This is a genomic window from Photobacterium profundum (assembly GCF_003026285.1).
Classification (GTDB): domain Bacteria; phylum Pseudomonadota; class Gammaproteobacteria; order Enterobacterales; family Vibrionaceae; genus Photobacterium; species Photobacterium profundum.
The window spans coordinates 156,970-176,559 of sequence record NZ_PYOD01000006.1 but is presented as its reverse complement, the minus strand read 5'-3'; the positions used below and the strand labels follow the sequence as shown (position 1 = coordinate 176,559).

General features: G+C 42.9%; 16 protein-coding genes. 11 read left to right on the top strand and 5 right to left on the bottom strand.

The genetic code is table 11. The features are described from left to right. The first annotated feature begins 156 nt into the window (after window positions 1-156). On the top strand, window positions 157-474 hold the full coding sequence (gene metJ, locus C9J48_RS16370) for a met regulon transcriptional regulator MetJ (protein WP_006233871.1): 318 nt from the start codon (window positions 157-159) through the stop codon (window positions 472-474). 191 nt (window positions 475-665) lie between these two features. Here the strand turns inward: metJ and C9J48_RS16365 are convergent, their stop codons facing one another. Together C9J48_RS16365 and C9J48_RS16360 are read right to left on the bottom strand one after the other, a co-directional pair. Next, window positions 666-1,829, bottom strand: coding sequence for a cation:proton antiporter (locus C9J48_RS16365; RefSeq protein ID WP_036804510.1), 1,164 nt, complete (start codon window positions 1,827-1,829; stop codon window positions 666-668). Between the two features lie 98 nt (window positions 1,830-1,927). Next, window positions 1,928-4,678: a cation-translocating P-type ATPase gene (locus C9J48_RS16360; RefSeq protein ID WP_006233875.1), complete on the bottom strand. Its 2,751-nt coding sequence runs from the start codon at window positions 4,676-4,678 to the stop codon at window positions 1,928-1,930. A gap of 818 nt (window positions 4,679-5,496) precedes the next feature. Here C9J48_RS16360 and C9J48_RS27945 point away from each other — a divergent pair. Then, window positions 5,497-5,643, top strand: coding sequence for a hypothetical protein (locus C9J48_RS27945; protein WP_006233877.1), 147 nt, complete (start codon window positions 5,497-5,499; stop codon window positions 5,641-5,643). Between the two features lie 108 nt (window positions 5,644-5,751). On the opposite strand, the gene C9J48_RS16355 is transcribed toward C9J48_RS27945, so the two are convergent. Both C9J48_RS16355 and rpmE read right to left on the bottom strand, forming a co-directional pair. Beyond that, entirely contained in the window at window positions 5,752-6,999 is a 1,248-nt protein-coding gene (locus tag C9J48_RS16355; RefSeq protein ID WP_006233878.1) for a malic enzyme-like NAD(P)-binding protein, read from the bottom strand. Between the two features lie 333 nt (window positions 7,000-7,332). After that, window positions 7,333-7,545 carry a 50S ribosomal protein L31 gene (rpmE, locus tag C9J48_RS16350; protein ID WP_006233879.1) on the bottom strand — a complete coding sequence of 71 codons (213 nt, stop codon included), beginning with the start codon at window positions 7,543-7,545 and terminating at the stop codon, window positions 7,333-7,335. A 321-nt stretch (window positions 7,546-7,866) separates the two neighbouring features. Here rpmE and priA point away from each other — a divergent pair, with 321 nt between their 5' ends. From priA to rraA, 7 genes are all read left to right on the top strand, one after another. Then, entirely contained in the window at window positions 7,867-10,068 is a 2,202-nt protein-coding gene (gene priA / locus C9J48_RS16345; RefSeq protein WP_036804512.1) for a primosomal protein N', read from the top strand. A 171-nt stretch (window positions 10,069-10,239) separates the two neighbouring features. Then, window positions 10,240-11,244, top strand: coding sequence for a DNA-binding transcriptional regulator CytR (cytR, locus tag C9J48_RS16340; RefSeq protein ID WP_006233881.1), 1,005 nt, complete (start codon window positions 10,240-10,242; stop codon window positions 11,242-11,244). A 163-nt stretch (window positions 11,245-11,407) separates the two neighbouring features. Then, window positions 11,408-12,031 (top strand): SPOR domain-containing protein, encoded by a 624-nt coding sequence (locus C9J48_RS16335; RefSeq protein WP_006233882.1) that lies wholly within the window; start codon window positions 11,408-11,410, stop codon window positions 12,029-12,031. A 157-nt stretch (window positions 12,032-12,188) separates the two neighbouring features. Next, complete coding sequence (gene hslV / locus C9J48_RS16330) at window positions 12,189-12,716, top strand: ATP-dependent protease subunit HslV (RefSeq protein ID WP_006233883.1); 528 nt, start codon at window positions 12,189-12,191, stop codon at window positions 12,714-12,716. A 10-nt stretch (window positions 12,717-12,726) separates the two neighbouring features. Continuing rightward, a complete protein-coding gene (hslU, locus tag C9J48_RS16325; protein ID WP_006233884.1) occupies window positions 12,727-14,058 on the top strand; it encodes an ATP-dependent protease ATPase subunit HslU in 1,332 nt (443 codons plus the stop codon). 163 nt (window positions 14,059-14,221) lie between these two features. Next, window positions 14,222-15,127, top strand: a complete 906-nt coding sequence (locus C9J48_RS16320) for a 1,4-dihydroxy-2-naphthoate polyprenyltransferase (protein WP_006233885.1) — start codon at window positions 14,222-14,224, stop codon at window positions 15,125-15,127. 144 nt (window positions 15,128-15,271) lie between these two features. Then, on the top strand, window positions 15,272-15,757 hold the full coding sequence (rraA, locus tag C9J48_RS16315) for a ribonuclease E activity regulator RraA (protein WP_006233886.1): 486 nt from the start codon (window positions 15,272-15,274) through the stop codon (window positions 15,755-15,757). Window positions 15,758-15,818: 61 nt separating this feature from the next. Here rraA and zapB read toward each other — a convergent pair whose 3' ends face one another. After that, complete coding sequence (gene zapB, locus C9J48_RS16310) at window positions 15,819-16,061, bottom strand: cell division protein ZapB (RefSeq protein WP_006233887.1); 243 nt, start codon at window positions 16,059-16,061, stop codon at window positions 15,819-15,821. 911 nt (window positions 16,062-16,972) lie between these two features. On the opposite strand from zapB, the gene C9J48_RS16305 reads away from it, so the two are divergent. Both C9J48_RS16305 and glpK read left to right on the top strand, forming a co-directional pair. Continuing rightward, the gene (locus tag C9J48_RS16305) at window positions 16,973-17,824 is read left to right on the top strand and encodes an MIP/aquaporin family protein (RefSeq protein WP_006233888.1); all 852 of its coding nucleotides are present in this window, start codon (window positions 16,973-16,975) and stop codon (window positions 17,822-17,824) included. A 41-nt stretch (window positions 17,825-17,865) separates the two neighbouring features. After that, window positions 17,866-19,386: a glycerol kinase GlpK gene (gene glpK, locus C9J48_RS16300; RefSeq protein ID WP_006233889.1), complete on the top strand. Its 1,521-nt coding sequence runs from the start codon at window positions 17,866-17,868 to the stop codon at window positions 19,384-19,386. Window positions 19,387-19,590 lie beyond the last annotated feature (204 nt).

Here is a 19,590-nt window from a genome sequence, read left to right as displayed (position 1 = left end):
AGCCCGTTCCTGAATAAAATAGCAACAACAACATTACCGACATTAAACTAAGACGTCAACACTTCTAGACGTCCATATGTCTTTGCATGTGGCGGTAAATCCGGCTAAAATTCGGGTTATAATTATTTAGCCCTAATATCGCTGAGAAGGTAGAACATGGCAGAGTGGAATGGCGAGTACATCAGCCCATACGCGGAACATGGTAAGAAAAACGAACAAGTTAAGAAAATTACTGTTTCGATTCCATTAAAGGTTTTAAAAATCTTGACTGATGAACGCACTCGTCGCCAGGTAAATAACCTGCGTCATGCAACAAACAGTGAATTACTGTGTGAAGCATTCCTACATGCTTATACAGGTCAGCCGTTACCAACTGATGACGATATTCGTAAAGATTGTCCAGATGCACTTCCAGCAGAAGCGAAAGCGATCATGGATGAAATGGGCATTACTTACGAAGACATCAACGAATAACGTTCATCTTCTAGGTACAAAAAAACTGACTGTGGTGACAACTCTGGTACCACAGTCAGCAAATATGGAAACACGCTACTTTTTGTAATTTTTAATGATAGCTTTTACTTTATTAGTTCTCCGCTTACGCCGCACGCCCTATCATCAATGTAAAAAGAAAAATAGTAATCACAATACCTAGCAATTTAAGTTCACGCCTTTTCATAGCTTTCTCCTTCCTGTCTTTCATTTAGAATGAGTTTTCTCACCACCATAATAAACACACCAGTCAGTACCAAGTTCAGTGCTAACGACAGCATGCTGATAGTGACAATCGGTCCACCAAAGCCATAACCAAGACTGATCATCAACACACCAGCCCCCACTTCACCGCGCGGCCACATACTAATCGACAACGCTAATCGCTCTTTGAGTGAAGCTTCTTTGCGGTAACAAAATAGAGGGAACATCTTGCCGACATTGGCAATGATCGAGATAACGACAACATGGTAAGTAATTTCAGCCAATGACATAGCAGGCATAGAGAGCGTGATGCTATCAGACGCAGTAATATCAGCCGAACCAAAAATTTGTGGCAAACTTAAGCCAACCAACACCATGAATACACCAGCAATCAAGCTGGATAGCTGTTGATCAGACGCCGACTCATGCTGCGATTTCATCATGCAACCCAACACAAACGCAGGTAACAAGACTTCAAAATGAACACCGCTGCGTAGGTAAAACAATTCGCACACAACAGCTATCACAACGGCATACCCCAACACGGCAGAAGCTGAAGAAGGAATAGACCACAAATGTAAATAACGATAACCCAGCGCCAATAGACCAAACATTAGCACTAACGTCAGGCCTAGCGCGGGTTGCCATCCCACCACCAAAATAGACAATGGAATCATCAGCAGCACAGTATCTAAGTCATCAAAAATGGCCAAAATACGGGCTTTATTAAATACCCATGTTGCGCCTAGCCCAGCTGCAGTCAGCATGGCAAATAACACCCCCGCCGATGTTGGTGCAGCAAAGCGACCAATAACTAATGTTTCTTTCCAAGCATCTACGTTGCTCCATAGCTCTGGTGGCATTAGCACAAAGATGAAATACACCACGACAGCGATCCATGGGAATGTTGCTGTTGTCATGGCGACAACATAATCCCAGCGGTATTGTTTCAGGTTGTTTTTATCAATTTCAAACTCACGGCCCACATTGATCATAATGTAAGCCAGTGCCGACATGGTCAGCACCATAATGACTGGTTGCAACTTGCTATAACTAGGAATGAAAGATGGTAGTAGTTGAGAACAAACCAGCCCCACCAATAAGAGTGCGGAATATACGATAATCTTTTTCACGTCATAACCCCTGTATTACATTGCTCATAGAATTAGCTTGCAATCCATTGCTCATAAAAAGTAGCCTGCAATCCATTGCGGAATTGCAGGCCAACGGGTTAGACGAATTTCACTTTCGTTATTTCTTTGATACCTGATAGCACAAAGGTCGGTACTGATGCCGCAACAACCACAGCCAACAAGTGACCGAATGATAGTGACTCAGTATTAAATACCAATTGACCAAAGCCGGTGTAAATCACCGCTAAAGATAGCGTGGCAGACAACACCACTGCACCAAGTAAATACTTATTGGTGAATGGATTTTTACGGTATAACGTTGTAAAACTACGCGAATCAAACAGGTGCCATAGCTGAGAGAAAATCAGCATTGCAAACGCCACTGTCTGTGCATATTCAGCACTGTGACCAGCATTTAATGCCCAGCTAAACGCTAGGTAACTCATGCCCCCCAATGCCAAACCACGAATTACAATTCTGACACCTAGGCTATTGCCAAAGAAGCCTTCGTTACGCTTACGCGGTTTACGCGACATCACGTCGTTCTCTTCCGGCTCAACCCCTAATGCCAACGCAGGTAGACCATCAGATACTAAGTTAATCCATAAGATCATCAATGGTGTAAGCGGCAGAATAGTTGCTGGCCCCATCACTAAGAAGGCAATCAGTATTACTGCTACTTCACCCACGTTCGCTGTCAATGCCTGACGAATAAACTTGCGTAAATTATCAAAGATCTGACGACCTTGACGCACAGCTTTCACAATCGTGCTGAAGTTATCATCCAACAAAATTAGGTCGCCAGAGTCTTTTGCTACCGAGGTACCAGAAATACCCATAGCTACCCCAATATCAGCTCGGCGAAGTGCTGGTGCATCATTCACACCATCACCAGTCATTGCAGGTACTTCATTGTTTTCTTGCTGTGCTTTCACGATACGAAGTTTATGTTCTGGGCTCACACGAGCAAATACGGCAACCTCAGGGCAGATACGGCGTAGCTCTTCATCGTCCATTTCATCCAATTGAGCTCCCGTAATGACCTTATCGTTTTCACTACGGATAATGCCAATATCTCGTGCAACAGCAGCAGCCGTTAAGGCATGATCACCAGTGATCATGACAGTACGAACGCCAGCATCAAAACAGCTATTTATCGCATCACGCACTTCAGGCCGTGGAGGGTCCATAATGCCGTACAAACCTAGAATTGTGATGTCATGTTCCAACTCATGATGATCACGTTCTAAATCTTCATCTGTCAAAGGGCGGAAGCCAACAGCAAGTGTGCGCAGTGCTTGATCAGCAAACTCTTCAATCGCTTTCTGGTAATTCGCAATATGTTGCTCGGCAGGACTAGACGCCAGTGCCAAATTCCCTTGCATTTCCTGACCCGAATGGACTACCACATTACCGTCAACCATAAAGCCCGATGCTTTACGCAAGATGACATCTGGTGCTCCTTTTACAGCCAAGAAATGTTGGCCAGCTTTATCTCGTACAATTACCGATGCCATTTTTCGACCTGAGTCGAACGGGAATTTCTCAACTAAGGTAAAATCACCCGACGCCAACATAGTGCCTTGCTGCAAGCCAGCTTTCGCTGCCGCGACAATCAATGCGCCTTCAGTTGGGTTACCGCGCACCGTGTATTTACCTTCATCTTGTAAATATTGGGCATCGTTACATAACGTTGCAACAGTCAAGCCTTGCATCATTTCTGGGCTATCTGTTACCGCTGTATTATGTTCTTGAGGAATAAACTCTCCTTTTGGATCAAAGCCTTTACCAGTCACTTTCCACTGGCGACCCGATGCATCATACGCTTGCATTACCTGCATTTGGTTTTGTGTCAACGTGCCCGTTTTGTCTGAACAAATAACCGTTGTTGAGCCCAGGGTCTCGATCGCAGACAACTGCTTCGCCAACGCATTACTCTTTACCATTTTGGTCGAGCCCATTGTCAATACAATGGATACTACCGTTGGCAAGCCTTCAGGAATCGCAGCTACCGACAATGAAATACCTGTGCTCAGAATTTCTATCCATGGCATACCGTGGTACAAACCAATCGCACACACCACAGCAACAACTGCCAACGCAGCAATCATTAACGTATGAGCGATAGTATCCATACGCACTTGCATCGGTGTTTTTGTTTCTTCGGTATTCGTCATCAAGTCAGCAATATGGCCAACTTCGGTCTGCATCCCAGTACCGACCACAACACCGTAACCATTACCTGAGGTTACAATCGTTGTCATAAAGCCCATATTTACTTGGTCACCCAAGCCAATATTTTCACCATCTAAAGCTGCAATAGCTTTATCGACAGGCTCTGATTCACCGGTAAGTGCAGCTTCGTCAATAGAGAGCCGATTGGCTTCAATGATGCGAACATCAGCAGCTAAAATGTCGCCGGTATTAATCGTTAAAATGTCACCAGGCACCAATTCTCGTGCTGGAATCGATAACACTTCTCCGTCACGCACGACGTCTGCGTTGGGTGCTGCCATCTCTTTTAGGGCATCCATCCCTTTTTTTGCTTTCATCTCTTGCCAAAACGCAATCAACGCATTGATGACAATAATCACCGAAATAGCGATACCATCAACATAATGACCCGTAAATAAGGACACTAAAGCCCCGACAGCCAGAATAAAGATCAATGGGTTTTTAAATTGGTGTAATAACATTTCAAGAGCAGACTTACCTTCTTGCTCTTGTATTTCATTTGGCCCGTATTCAGCTTGACGCTCTGTCACTGTCTCAGATGAAAGACCACAACGCGTTGTATTCAACTCTGAGAGCGTGTCATCCGCTGTCTTTATAAACCACTTTTTTCGCATGCAATAACTCCCAACAAAATAAAGACGACAAAAAACCAACCAAGGCATGGTCAGCCCTGAACTTAATTAATTAATAATAGCCAAACAGAATGATTGGCCGCATTTAAATTATATTATTCACTTAACTGTTAAAATACTTTTCGGTATTCACAGTTCTTATTTGGAAACTTTATTGACCCCCATCAATATTCGGATTGATATCGACGAAAAATATTAAAAAGAATGTAAACAGGCATAAACAAGACTGAATAATAAGTGACTAAACACATCGATAAAGCCGAGCAATTCACATCAAAATGTAGATTTAACCGTATCGAAAGGCTTTTTTGTGATGTGAATCTTAATATAGGTACTGAATTATGCAAACAAACTGAACGTATAAAAAAGGTCAGCAGTAACTCAATAAATCAAATACAACATTCATTAACTATTAAAAGTAACACTAAAAATTTCACACTGTAACTAATCATTACAAAGTCGATATATATATTTCGTTTTATTTATCCTTGTAATTAAAAATACAAATTGTAATTAATATAGTCGTTAATAATATATTTGTAACTATTCCACCAATTAGATTTCAGCAGTTACACAGCATCACTAAAAAGTAATAAATTGCTATTTTTTGTAAAAACAGAACTTAGCTAGCGTATTTTATATTTATTAATAACCTTGAATGAATGCTGAATATAAAAATGATCATAATCAAATAGTACTCCCCCTAACCTAATACAATAAACGTACTACAGTAATTCAAAGCAATACGGATATTACTCGAGCGTTTATTTTTATTTATTCAGCAATCTATGGGGTGGTATATGTGGAATTCAGTAATTAATATGATAGGCATGTGTCTAATCGGTGGGAAATATATGTTAATGCTTATATTGGCTACCACGATGTTCTTTTCAGGTTCGTTCAGTACAGAAATGATCATGATGCAAGGGGGAGATCCTACTGAATAACATACCGTTCTAATACTCGTGGTACAGTCAAACCGTAAATAGCACAAAGCCAGCGACACAGTGTGCAGCTGGCTCTGAGTGTTCACAACAAAAGTTGAAGGCGTTACATTAACTTTCCATGTAACCCACTGGCATGTCAATTTGCGCCACACCCGAATCAATCGCTGCTTGTGCTACCGCTTTGGCAACACGTGGAAGCAAGCGTGGATCCATTGGCTTTGGAATAATATAGTTAACACCAAACTCAAGCTCATCGACGCCGGCCGCTTTCATGACTTCAGCTGGTACTGGCTCTTTCGTTAATTCACGAATCGCTTTTACCGCTGCTAGCTTCATTTCATCATTAATTTTGCTCGCACGTACATCTAATGCACCACGGAAAATGAATGGAAAACAAATAACGTTGTTTACCTGGTTAGGGTAATCAGAACGGCCAGTGCCCATAATCAGATCATCACGAACGGCATGTGCTAATTCTGGTTTAATTTCAGGATCAGGATTTGAACATGCAAACACAACAGGCTTATCTGCCATTAACTTTAATGCTTCTGGAGCCAATAAGTTTGGACCTGAAACGCCAACAAAAATATCAGCTCCTTCAATAACATCTTCCAGCGTACGCTTATCGGTGTTATTAGCAAATAGTTGCTTATATTCGTTAATGTCATCACGACGAGTGTGAATAACACCTTTACGATCAAGCATATAAATTTTCTCGCGCTGAGCGCCAGACTTAATCAACAGTTCCATACATGCGACAGCAGCCGCACCCGCACCTAAACATACAATGACAGATTCGCTGATTTCTTTGCCTTGAATTTCAAGGGCATTCAACATACCTGCAGCCGTTACGATCGCTGTACCGTGCTGATCATCGTGGAATACAGGAATAGAACAACGCTCAATCAGACGTTTTTCAATTTCAAAACAGTCTGGTGCTTTAATATCTTCAAGGTTAATACCACCAAAGGTATCCGCAATGTTTGCTACTGTATCAACAAACTCATCAATGGTTCGGTGCTTCACTTCGATGTCGATAGAGTCTAAACCAGCAAAGCGTTTAAACAATAAAGATTTACCTTCCATTACAGGCTTCGACGCCAATGGACCAAGATTCCCTAAACCTAGGATAGCAGTACCGTTGGTAATAACCGCAACCATGTTACCTTTGCCGGTATATTTATATACATTTTCAGCATTTTGCGCGATTTCTCGAACGGGTTCAGCAACACCAGGGCTATATGCCAAAGCAAGATCTTGAACAGTATCTGCTGGCTTTGTTAGCGCAATGGCCGTTTTTCCTGGTACAGGGTAAGCATGGTAATGAAGAGCTTGTTGGCGAAAATCTTCCGACATAATGTTCTGGTCCTAGGTAACAGGCGGTCTCGATCCTGAATGAAAATGATGTTCAGTTCGGTATTGGGAGATGGATCATATTATATAGCGCTACAAAATCCTAGCGCGGCACAACTGGTCAAGCCAATTGAATCCTTATATATGATAACTCAATCAGATAAGTGGATATAAAACGTGCTACATGAATAAAATGGGCAAATAAAGAGGTGTGAGCCATCACGCACAGTAATACCTGCATCGTTTTAGCTTAATAAAGAAATAGAGAGAATACCAAATAACAGGCAAAAAAAAGGGATGCATAAGCATCCCCTTTCATCGGAATTCAATGGGCAATTACTTGCTACCAAGAGCACCGAAACGTTTGTTGAACTTATCAACACGACCACCAGAGCTAACTTGACGTTGCTTACCAGTGTAGAATGGGTGACATTTGTCACACACATCAAGGTTTACATCTTTAGTCATAGTAGACTGAAAAATGAATGTGTTGCCGCAAGAACAACGAGCGTTCACTGCACTGTAATCTGGGTGGATACCTTGTTTCATGGGAAAACCTCAAGTATAAGGCCGCGTCGCTCTCCCGATCCAAAGCCGGGCACCACACGTCGTTAAAAATAGTATGCCGCATAAACGACAAATTAGGGCGCGTATGATAATCAATCATTACGCTCAGATCAACAGACACGCTACTATTTTCACCGTTTATCGACTAAGTATAACTAAGTGCACTATCAATGACGGCTAGATGACTAATCAATTTGGGATAAACTGCCGTGCGTTGTACACTTCAAACTCAATCAGTAAACCATCTGTGACGCTTAACAGCATAGTGCTTTAATATAATCACAGCTTCATCTTCGGTTAGTTATGACATCCAATATTGCCAGAGTGGCGCTTCCTGTCCCATTGGACAAAACATTTGATTACCTTATAAAAACAGGCTCTTCCCCTGTGATAGGAGGTCGAGTAAAGGTGCCATTCGGACGCCAACAACTGGTCGGTATTGTTATTGAAATCACTGATAAATCTGATTTCCCAATCGCACAGCTAAAACCCATCTATACCGTCATTGATCAAGCGCCATTATGGACTTCACCATTATTTAGTTTGTTATCTTGGGCTAGTAATTATTACCAATACCCACTAGGCGATACATTAGCTAACTCAATGCCGGGATTGCTGCGTAAAGGACGAGAAGCATCTGCCGCCACGCTCAAATACTGGGCGCTAACAGAAGCTGGTCGCGATCAGCCAATCACCGCACTTAAACGGGCGCCTCGCCAAGTACAAGTGTTGAATATATTAAGAAATGGTAATCGTAGCCATGAAGCCCTGATCGCTGAAGAAGTCAGCTCTGCCACGTTAAAAACACTGGTCGATAAAGGCTGGATAACCGAATTACAAGAAAAGCCCCGCCTAATCGATTGGCACAAGCATTTTGCGATTACTGAAGACAAACCCCGCTTGAATGAAGAACAAGCCTTAACCATTGCGACAATTAATGCCAACCCTGAATTTGGCTGTTACTTATTAGAAGGGGTTACGGGGTCAGGTAAAACAGAAGTGTACCTGAATGCTTTAGAGCCAATATTAGCGGCAGGTAAACAAGCATTAATACTCGTGCCTGAAATCGGTTTAACCCCACAAACCATTAACCGTTTTCGTCGTCGCTTCAATGTGCCACTTGAAACTGTGCATTCTGGTCTCAATGATACAGAACGACTATCTTCATGGTTAGCTGGTCGAGATAATCAAGCAGGGATTATTATTGGTACGCGCTCTGCCTTGTTTACGCCTTTCCATAACCTGGGCATCATCATTGTCGATGAAGAGCATGATGCGTCGTATAAGCAACAAGATAGTTTACGTTACCATGCTCGTGATCTCGCCGTTATGCGAGCGAACAAAGAAAACATTCCAATTGTTTTAGGGTCTGCAACCCCTGCGCTAGAAAGTTTACACAATGCTAAAACAGGTAAATATCATCACCTTCATCTTACTCGCCGAGCCGGTAACGCCCAATCTGCTCGTCATGGGGTATTAGATGTAAAAGGTTTATACCTTGATGCAGGGTTATCAGCCCCATTAATTGCCCAAATGCGTAAACATTTAACTGTTGGCAACCAAGTCATTCTATTCTTAAACCGTCGGGGATTTTCCCCTGCCATGATTTGTCATGAATGTGGCTGGCTAGCAGAATGTGACCGTTGTGATGCGTATTACACCCTGCACCAGCAATCTGGAGAGCTGCGTTGTCACCATTGCGGTACTCAACGACCTATCATGCACCAATGTAATAGTTGTGGCTCAACTCAACTGAATGCCGTCGGGGTAGGAACAGAGCAATTAGAGCAGCAATTAGCGACTTTATTTCCTGAATACAAAACAGTACGTATTGATCGCGATAGCACTCGCCGAAAAGGGTCGCTAGAAGATTACCTTGAAGCCATAAAAAACAATGAGTATCAAATTTTAATTGGTACTCAAATGCTAGCAAAAGGTCACCATTTTCCAAATGTCACCTTGGTATCGCTCATTGATGTCGACAGTGCATTATTCAGTAATGATTTTAGGGCATCAGAACGTCTTGCTCAGTTGTTTATTCAAGTGGCTGGTCGCGCAGGCCGTGCTAGTAAACCAGGGGAAGTATTGCTGCAAACTCATCACCCTGAACATGCTTTATTACAAGCATTGTTACACAAAGGTTATGATAGCTTCGCCGATAACGCACTAATAGAACGAAAAGAAGCTTTATTACCACCTTATACACATTTGGCATTATTCCGTTCAGAAGCCAACAATAGCGACCACGTTTGTCAACTCTTACAACAAATACGAGGCATATTTGAATCTAGCCCTCTATTTAATCAAGACACCTTTATTATGGGGCCCAACCCAGCCCCCTTGGCTCGCCGTGCAGGGCGATACCGATGGCAACTGCTCCTTCAGGCTCCGGATCGTAAAACCTTACAACGCATGCTAGCAATTGCTAAACCCGCAATTCAACTACTGCCCTTAGCGAAAAAAGTACGTTGGTCGATCGATGTTGAACCTCAAGATTTAACTTAAAATGAACAATGCGATGTAAGTCACATGTTGAATGTAATTTATGCTCATAAAGCCATGTTTAATCAACAACAGAGCGCATACAATAAGATGCTTGCTGGTCACGGTATCTGCTCATTTTGGCCAAGGTCCTCCAGCATATTAAGAGAGAAATAATAGAGAGGAACTGCAAATATGGCGACAATGAAGGACGTTGCCCAGCTAGCTGGTGTATCTACGGCCACGGTTTCCCGTGCGTTAATGAACCCAGAAAAGGTCTCGGCATCGACCCGTAAAAAAGTCGAACAAGCCGTTATGGAAGCTGGTTATTCCCCCAATTCACTGGCGAGAAACCTGCGCCGCAATGAATCAAAAACCATCGTTACTATCGTACCCGACATCTGTGACCCCTACTTCACCGAGATTATCCGTGGTATCGAAGAAGCTGCGATGGAACACGGCTACTTAGTCTTGCTCGGTGATAGCGGACAACAGAAAACCCGTGAAAACTCATTTGTTAATTTAGTCTTCACCAAGCAAGCTGATGGTATGCTGCTGCTGGGTACTGACTTACCGTTTGATGTCAGCAAACCCGAACAAAAAAACCTACCACCATTAGTAATGGCATGTGAATATGCGCCAGAACTTGAGCTGCCAACTGTTCATATCGATAACTTAACTGCCGCCTATGAAGCCGTAAACTATTTAACTCAGATGGGTCATAAACGTATTGCGCAAATTTCTGGTCCTGATCAAGCGGCACTGTGTCAATTTCGCGCACAAGGTTATCAGCAAGCACTTCGTCGTGGTGGTATAGAGTTAAACCCAGCTTACACAGTTAAAGGTGACTTTTCGTTTGCCGCTGGTGCACGGGCTGTAACCGCCCTACTTTCGCTACCAGAGCCACCAACGGCACTGTTCTGTCACAGTGATGTGATGGCCATTGGTGCAATGCAACAAGCCAAACGTCTTGGTTTACGCGTGCCTCAAGATCTGTCCATTGTAGGCTTTGATGATATTCAATTTGCAGAATATTGCGATCCACCGTTAACCACCGTTTCTCAGCCGCGTTATGAAATCGGTCGCCAAGCAATGTTGATGCTACTTGAACTATTGAAGGGCAAAGATGTTCGTGCTGGCTCGCGTTTACTTGATGCAAAGTTAGTCATTCGCGAAAGTGCCGCGCCACCATCAATGTAATCACACGCAGAAATAAGTGAGCTTATTACTTTTTTGGACATAAGCTCACACTTTCCCATCGTAAAAAAGCGATTATTCCTCAAGTGATTGATTCAAACACTAGTCAGGTACGGCGCAAGTTTGTACCATAGCCTAATTGTGATTCTTGTAATGTTTTATCATTGTGGCCACTAAAGATTATGTGAAACGCGGACGCTCGCCAAAAAAGCCAGCCCGCCAAAACCGAAAAGCCCCAGCTTCCACTGGATTCCCTATAAAATGGGGACTTATTGCACTGACGTTAGTCGGTGCGCTTGGCTATGGGTTGTATTTCTTATCCAGCTCTCCAGCGCCTGTTACTCAGCCAACACCAAAAGCTGAAGTGGTGAACCCCCAATCCAAGCCGGTTAAAAAAACGACTGAAAAAGTAACCCAACCCGTAGTGCCCCCCCCAAGTAAAGCCAAAGAAACCAGCACACTTCCACCAAAGCCTGAAGAAAAATGGCGTTACATCGAAGAATTGAAAAACAAAGAAATACAAATTGAAGCCAAAAAAGCCGATGACAAGCCAACCAAGCCTTATCTGATGCAATGTGGGGCATATCGCAGCCAAGATCAGGCTGAACAACGTAAAGCAATGATTGCTTTTCAAGGGTTAGATAGCCAAGTAAAAGCGTCGGCTGGTGAAAAAGGAACATGGTACCGAGTTATTATTGGGCCTTACCCCAAAAAGCGCCAAGCTGAAAACGACCGCAACATGCTAAAACGAGCAGGTATCGCACCTTGCGCGATTTGGTTCTGGGAATAACAATTCCTGTTACGCCCCCAAAACAAATTTAAAAAAGGATGCCTCGGCATCCTTTTTTGTTACCTCTGCATGCCTTGAAAAACAAATACCCCACCCCCAGATATACTAATAACATCGATCTCGGCATTAAGCCGAAGAGAATCAAAGGGGTTCAACCGTGACAACAATCGTATCTGTACGTCGAAACGGTAAAGTCGTAATTGCTGGTGATGGTCAAGTCTCTCTTGGCAACACAGTAATGAAAGGCAACGCTCGTAAAGTACGTCGTTTATACAACAACAAAGTACTCGCGGGTTTTGCAGGCGGCACCGCTGATGCCTTCACTCTATTCGAACGTTTTGAGCGGAAGCTTGAGATGCATCAAGGTCACTTGCTGAAATCAGCAGTCGAACTTGCTAAAGACTGGCGCACCGATCGTGCGCTACGTAAATTGGAAGCTATTTTAGCTGTAGCGGATGAAACTGGCTCATTAATTATCACTGGTAACGGTGATGTCGTTCAGCCTGAAAATGATTTAATTGCGATTGGTTCTGGCGGTAATTTCGCTCAAGCAGCAGCAACCGCGTTATTAGAAAATACCGATTTAGGCGCGCGTGAAATTGCTGAAAAATCACTGAATATCGCTGGCGATATCTGTGTATTCACCAATCATAATCACACCATTGAAGAGCTAGAAACTAAGTAAGGAAGTTGCAATGTCTGAGATGACCCCACGCGAAATCGTCCATGAGCTTGACCGTCATATTATCGGTCAAGATAAAGCTAAACGTGCTGTTGCGATTGCATTACGTAACCGCTGGCGTCGCATGCAACTTCCAGAAGAGCTGCGTGTTGAAGTTACACCTAAAAACATCCTGATGATTGGTCCAACAGGTGTTGGTAAAACCGAAATTGCTCGTCGTTTAGCTAAATTGGCGAATGCACCCTTTATCAAGGTTGAAGCCACGAAATTTACCGAAGTCGGCTATGTCGGTAAAGAAGTGGAAACAATCATTCGCGACTTAACTGATGTTGCTGTAAAGATGACGCATCAACAAGCGATGAGCAAAGTACAATTTCGCGCAGAAGAATTAGCTGAAGACCGCATTCTTGATGTACTACTGCCACCCGCTCGTGATCAGTGGGGGCAGAATGAAGAAAACGATACTGATTCTTCAACGCGTCAGTCATTCCGTAAGAAATTACGCGAAGGCAAGCTTGATGATAAAGATATCGAAATGGATATTGCTGCACCGCAAATGGGTGTAGAAATCATGGCTCCTCCAGGAATGGAAGACATGACAAACCAGCTTCAAGGAATGTTCCAAAACTTAGCTGGTAACACAAGCAAAAAACGTAAAATGAAAATCAAAGATGCCATTAAAGCTGCGACAGAAGAAGAAGCGGCTAAATTGGTTAATCAAGAAGAATTAAAAGAACAAGCAATTTTCTCGGTAGAGAACAATGGCATTGTTTTCCTTGATGAAATCGACAAGATTTGTAAACGTGGTGACTCGTCAGGCCCTGATGTATCACGCGAAGGTGTTCAGCGCGATCTACTGCCATTAGTCGAAGGTAGCACCGTATCAACAAAACACGGTATGGTGAAAACGGACCACATCTTATTTGTGGCTTCTGGCGCATTCCAAATGTCGAAACCATCAGATTTAATCCCTGAGCTGCAAGGTCGTCTACCTATTAGAGTTGAGCTTGAAGCACTAACGAGCCATGACTTTAAACGCATCCTGACCGAGCCTAACGCTTCTCTAACAGAACAGTACAAGGCATTGATGGCGACAGAGTCTGTCAATATCGACTTCTCTGAAGACGGAATCAATAAAATTGCTGATGCAGCATGGCAAGTTAACGAGCGTACCGAGAATATCGGGGCTCGTCGCTTACATACTGTTATGGAGCGTTTAATGGAAGAATTGTCTTTCGACGCCACGGATAGATCAGACGAATTGCTGGTCATTGATGAAGCTTATGTTAATGAGCGTCTCGGTGAACTGGTCGAAGATGAAGATCTAAGTCGCTTCATTCTGTAATAGAAAAATAGCAGCAGGTGAAAGATAACCTACTGTAAAAACATTAAACGGTGCCATATGGCGCCGTTTTTTTGTTTTTAAACAAACATTGATCGGATAAATTTGCCCCCCGCTATAATTGCGCCATAATACCCTTTCTACAGTTTTTTAAAGCACTCTGATTATGAAATCATCTTCACTCGCAATTTGGCTCGATGCAGCAAGACCTAAAACCTTGCCATTGGCCATCGCATCAATTGTATGCGGCAGTGCAGTGGCAGGATGGCAAGGAAGTTTCTCTGCTTCAATTGCAGGGCTCGCTCTGCTAACCGCACTTTTACTCCAAATTTTATCTAACCTCGCCAATGATTATGGCGATGCGGTAAAAGGTACCGATAATGATGACCGTATTGGCCCACAACGTGCAATCCAATCAGGATTAGTCACCACGGGAGCAATGCGAAAAGCCATGGCATTGAATATTGTACTCACCATTACTAGCGGTTTAACGCTCATTATTCTCGCCTGTAATAACCTAAAAGACATGTTTGGCTTCATGCTATTAGGTGTAATGGCGATTGCTGCTTCCATCGCTTACACCGTGGGTAATAAACCCTATGGTTACCGTGGCTTGGGAGATTTATCCGTACTCACATTCTTTGGTTGGCTTGGTGTCGCAGGAACCTATTACCTGCAAGCTGGGCAAATTGACTCCATCATTATGTTACCTGCAACGGCCTGTGGTTTACTTGCTGTTGGGGTGCTAAATATTAACAATTTACGTGACATAGATAATGATCGTGCCTGTGGCAAGCTTACACTTGCAGTACGAATGGGACCTGATTGGGGACGTAAATATCATCTTTTTTTACTAACTGGCAGTGTTGTTTGTCTTGCTCTCTTCGCAGGGTTAGAACTTCGCTCACCGTTTGGTTGGTTATTTATTTTAAGTGCGCCTTTGTTATTTCAACATGGGAAGCAGGTTTTTCAATCAACAGATGGAGCCGCGCTTCGTCCTATGATGGCAACCATGGTAAAGTGCGCACTTCTGACTAATTTGTTATTTGCCGCAGGCGTTATACTGGCGTAAATGTTTAGCCTCAGTTGCATCGGTTGACGAGCTGGTTATAATTTCAACAAGCGAATTACTTTCGAACATAGGGCTTATCGATAAGCACCTGAAAGTATTGAAATGACAGCACCCGTTTCTTTTACTACGAGAAGAAGTTAGCGTATGGAATATAACACGTCCGAACTATGTGACATTTATCTTGATCAGGTTGATGTTATTGAACCAATGTTCAATTCTTATGGTGGTCGCAGTTCCTTCGGTGGGCAAATTACTACGGTAAAATGTTTCGAAGATAATGCGTTACTTAGAACAGTATTACAGCAGCCAGGTGTTGGTCGCGTATTGCTTGTTGATGGTGGCGGCTCACTACGTCGAGCACTCATTGATGCTGACATTGCTCAGCTGGCAACGGAGAATGAGTGGGAAGGTTTAATCGTCTACGGTAGTGTGCGTAATGTCGATGACTTAGATGAACTAGAGATTGGCATTCAAGCAATAGCGTCAATCCCCGTCGGTGCGGATCAGCAAGGTGTCGGCGATATTGATATTGCCGTAAACTTTGGTGGTGTGACGTTTTTACCAGAAGATCATATTTACGCTGACAACACAGGGGTTATTCTGTCGCCAGAACCACTCGATATCGAATAATCGAACCGGTGTAATAACCCACAGTGCTAATAAAGAAACAGAGCCATCGGCTCTGTTTTTTTTATTCTACGTGATCCATCTTACCAAGCAGAGTACGAACACGTTCTTGCCATGCTTGATGATCATTTTGTAATTTATCGTTATCTTGCACCAGCGCTTCACGGTTTGAGCGTAAGTCACGAGCTTCAGCCGTTAAACCTTCGTTCGTTTCTTTTAATTCTTCAATTTCCATCTGAAGTAAAGAAATTGTATCAACAGCCATTTGTACTTTGGCTTCTAGCTTTTCTAGCATTTCTAATGACATATTGTTCACCTGATATAAGCTCGTATCTCTCTTAAACCATTAAGGGAGTAACACGAGCATGGTTAAATTCGTTTATAAATCTATTCTAACGAGGCTGCCGCCCTCTGGCATCCACTATTCCACCTGTTAGTGGTAAATGGATAAATTTCACACAATATTGTTGAAATTTTTGCAAATAAAAGGGATGAACCCTTATTTTAAAAGGTTTTGCGCCACTTTAGCCTTTGCAACCCGTACATCTTACAAGACAACTATTTTGCCTGCTACGCAATATAACTCGGTTATAAACCTAATGCTTATTTACGATTACCCAATAAATTGGATTTATGCCTAACAAGCACACTTAACCACGGTATTGTTTGGCAGTGTTAATCGGTAATCTAACTATTAAATCAACAAACTAGAACATAAGTGACGCACCTTCATAGCTTTGAACTCATCGGACCAAAACGAAAGTTGATTGCCATACAAATCAACTAACCTCTTGGTCTTAAAAGAAAACAACGTTAAATTAATGTAAATGCTTAAAAGTGCGATCTAACTCTATTTTCATGCAGCATTCACATGCTAATTTTCATCTTGATCGTATCTCTCTTGGAGTTATCCAAGAATTCGCCTCTCTGGCGCACCCGGCCTCACTTATGGCCGGGTTTTTCTTTTATATCAGCAACTTAATATGTAATTATCTTTTTTTGATCTGAAACTTTATTCATACATTCTTAAAATGTGCGTTCAATCAAAAAAAAGCAAACGCTTGCGTTAATGAGCAATTTTATACAAATTTCATGCTCGAACGCACATTTCCAACTCAAAGATATGTTAATAATATTCGAGTGATGTAACTTAACGCTCGAATAAAAAATATAAAAATACCTCTACGACATATCCATTATCAACAAAAGGACTGAATGATGACTAACTCGAAACAACACACGCTACTTGGCGAGTGTATCGCTGAGTTTATAGGAACAGGATTACTGATTTTTTTTGGTGTGGGCTGTGTAGCTGCACTCGTACTGACTGGTGCTGAATTTGGTCAGTGGGAAGTGAGTATCATGTGGGGCTTAGGTGTGGCGATTGCAATTTATTGTACTGCTGGTGTCTCTGGCGCACACATAAACCCAGCAGTAACAATTGCCTTAGCCTTATTCCACGGTTTTGATAAACGCAAAGTTGCCCCTTATATTGTCGCGCAAATGTTAGGTGCATTTTGTTCAGCGGCATTAATATACGCGCTATATGCCAACCTATTTACTGACTATGAAGCAGCTCAACAAATTGTACGAGGCTCTGAAGCTAGCCTTGCCACTGCAGGTATCTTCTCTACCTACCCTCACCCTGCACTTTCTTTTGGTGGTGCCTTTGCAGTTGAATTTGTCATTACAGCAGTATTAATGTTCGCAATCCTAGCGATTGGCGATGAAAAAAATGGCGCACCACGCGGTGCTATGGGCCCACTGCTAATCGGTATTTTAATTGCAGTTATTGGTGGTTCTTTAGGCCCACTAACAGGCTTCGCAATGAACCCAGCACGTGATTTTGGTCCTAAATTCTTCGCTTTCTTAGCTGGATGGGGCGACATGGCTCTGACTGGTGGTAAAGATATCCCTTACATGATAGTGCCACTTTTAGCACCTATCTGTGGTGCTGCATTTGGCGGATGGCTATACCCTAAAGCTATCGAACTTTACCTACCTGGCAACAAGTGTACGATTCCAAACCAGTGCGAAGGTACTGACGAGCAAGATACGGCAAAAGCTTAATTACTTCTCTACCCTATAATTAGAACTAAAGGACATTCATCATGACTACTGAGCAAAAATATATTGTTGCACTTGATCAAGGTACAACCAGTTCTCGTGCCGTCATACTGGATCACGATGCGAATATCATTTGTTCGTCACAACGCGAGTTTACTCAAATTTACCCGAAAGCGGGCTGGGTAGAGCATGATCCACTAGAAATTTATGCAACTCAAAGTTCAACGTTAGTAGAAGTATTGGCTAAAGCAGGAATTCGCTCCGACGAGATTGCTGGTATTGGTATTACCAACCAACGTGAAACAACCATCGTTTGGGACAAAAACACGGGTAAGCCCGTTTATAATGCGATTGTTTGGCAATGTCGTCGTACTGCTAGCATTTGTGAAACATTAAAAGAACAAGGCTTAGAAGAATACATCCGTGAGAACACCGGCCTTGTGGTTGACCCGTATTTCTCAGGTACCAAGGTTAAGTGGATTCTCGACAACGTTGAAGGTGCTCGTGAAGAAGCTGAAGCTGGCAACCTATTATTCGGTACTGTTGATACATGGCTAATCTGGAAAATGACTCAGGGACGTACATTCGTTACTGATTACACTAACGCATCACGTACCATGCTGTTTAATATTAATACACTGCAGTGGGACGAGAAGTTACTTAAAGCACTGGATATCCCACTATCTATGATGCCAGAAGTAAAAGCTTCATCAGAAGTTTATGGCAAAACCAACATCGGTGGTAAGGGCGGTACACGTATCCCTATTTGTGGCATCGCTGGTGATCAGCAAGCTGCACTCTTCGGCCAGATGTGTGTGGAAGCAGGTCAAGCTAAGAACACCTATGGTACCGGCTGTTTCTTACTGATGAACACAGGTAAAGAAAAAGTTACGTCTCAAAATGGCCTTTTAACAACACTTGCTTGTGGCCCTAAAGGCGAAGTTGCTTATGCACTGGAAGGTGCTGTATTTATGGGTGGTGCATCTATTCAGTGGCTTCGTGATGAAGTGAAATTACTGGGTGACGCAAAAGATTCAGAATACTTTGCAGAAAAAGTGGGCAGCTCAAATGGCGTTTACGTTGTGCCTGCATTTACTGGCCTTGGTGCCCCATATTGGGACCCGTATGCGCGTGGTGCAATCGTTGGTTTAACACGTGGTGTTAATTCTAACCACATCATTCGTGCGACACTTGAAAGTGTGGCTTACCAAACTCGTGATGTTCTTGATGCAATGCAAGCAGATTCAGGTATTAAGCTTGCGACATTGCGCGTTGATGGTGGTGCAGTAGCCAATAACTTCTTAATGCAATTCCAATCAGATGTATTGGATACGCAAGTATTCCGCCCTGTCGTAACAGAAGTAACAGCATTGGGTGCAGCTTACCTTGCCGGTTTAGCTATCGGATTCTGGGACAGCATTGATGAACTTCAAGATAAAGCGAAGCTTGATCGTCAATTCATCCCTTGCGCGAATGATAAGAAACGTGACCGTCGCTACCGCGGCTGGCAGCGCGCCGTAGAATGCGCGAAAGGTTGGGCTATCGATGAAGAAGACGACGAATAATCACGCTGATTAATATTTAAAATGTCTAGTCCTAAAATAAAGGTCTGCAAATTGCAGACCTTTTTATTACCTAATTTTTAACATCCCCCATTTTATTCTTTACATCAATATTCTTTAATCTTGCATTTTGAGCTAAAAATACGATGATTTTGCTGATTTTGAATAAACGCAAACGTTTCACTGCGAGCTATGATAAAATCCGCG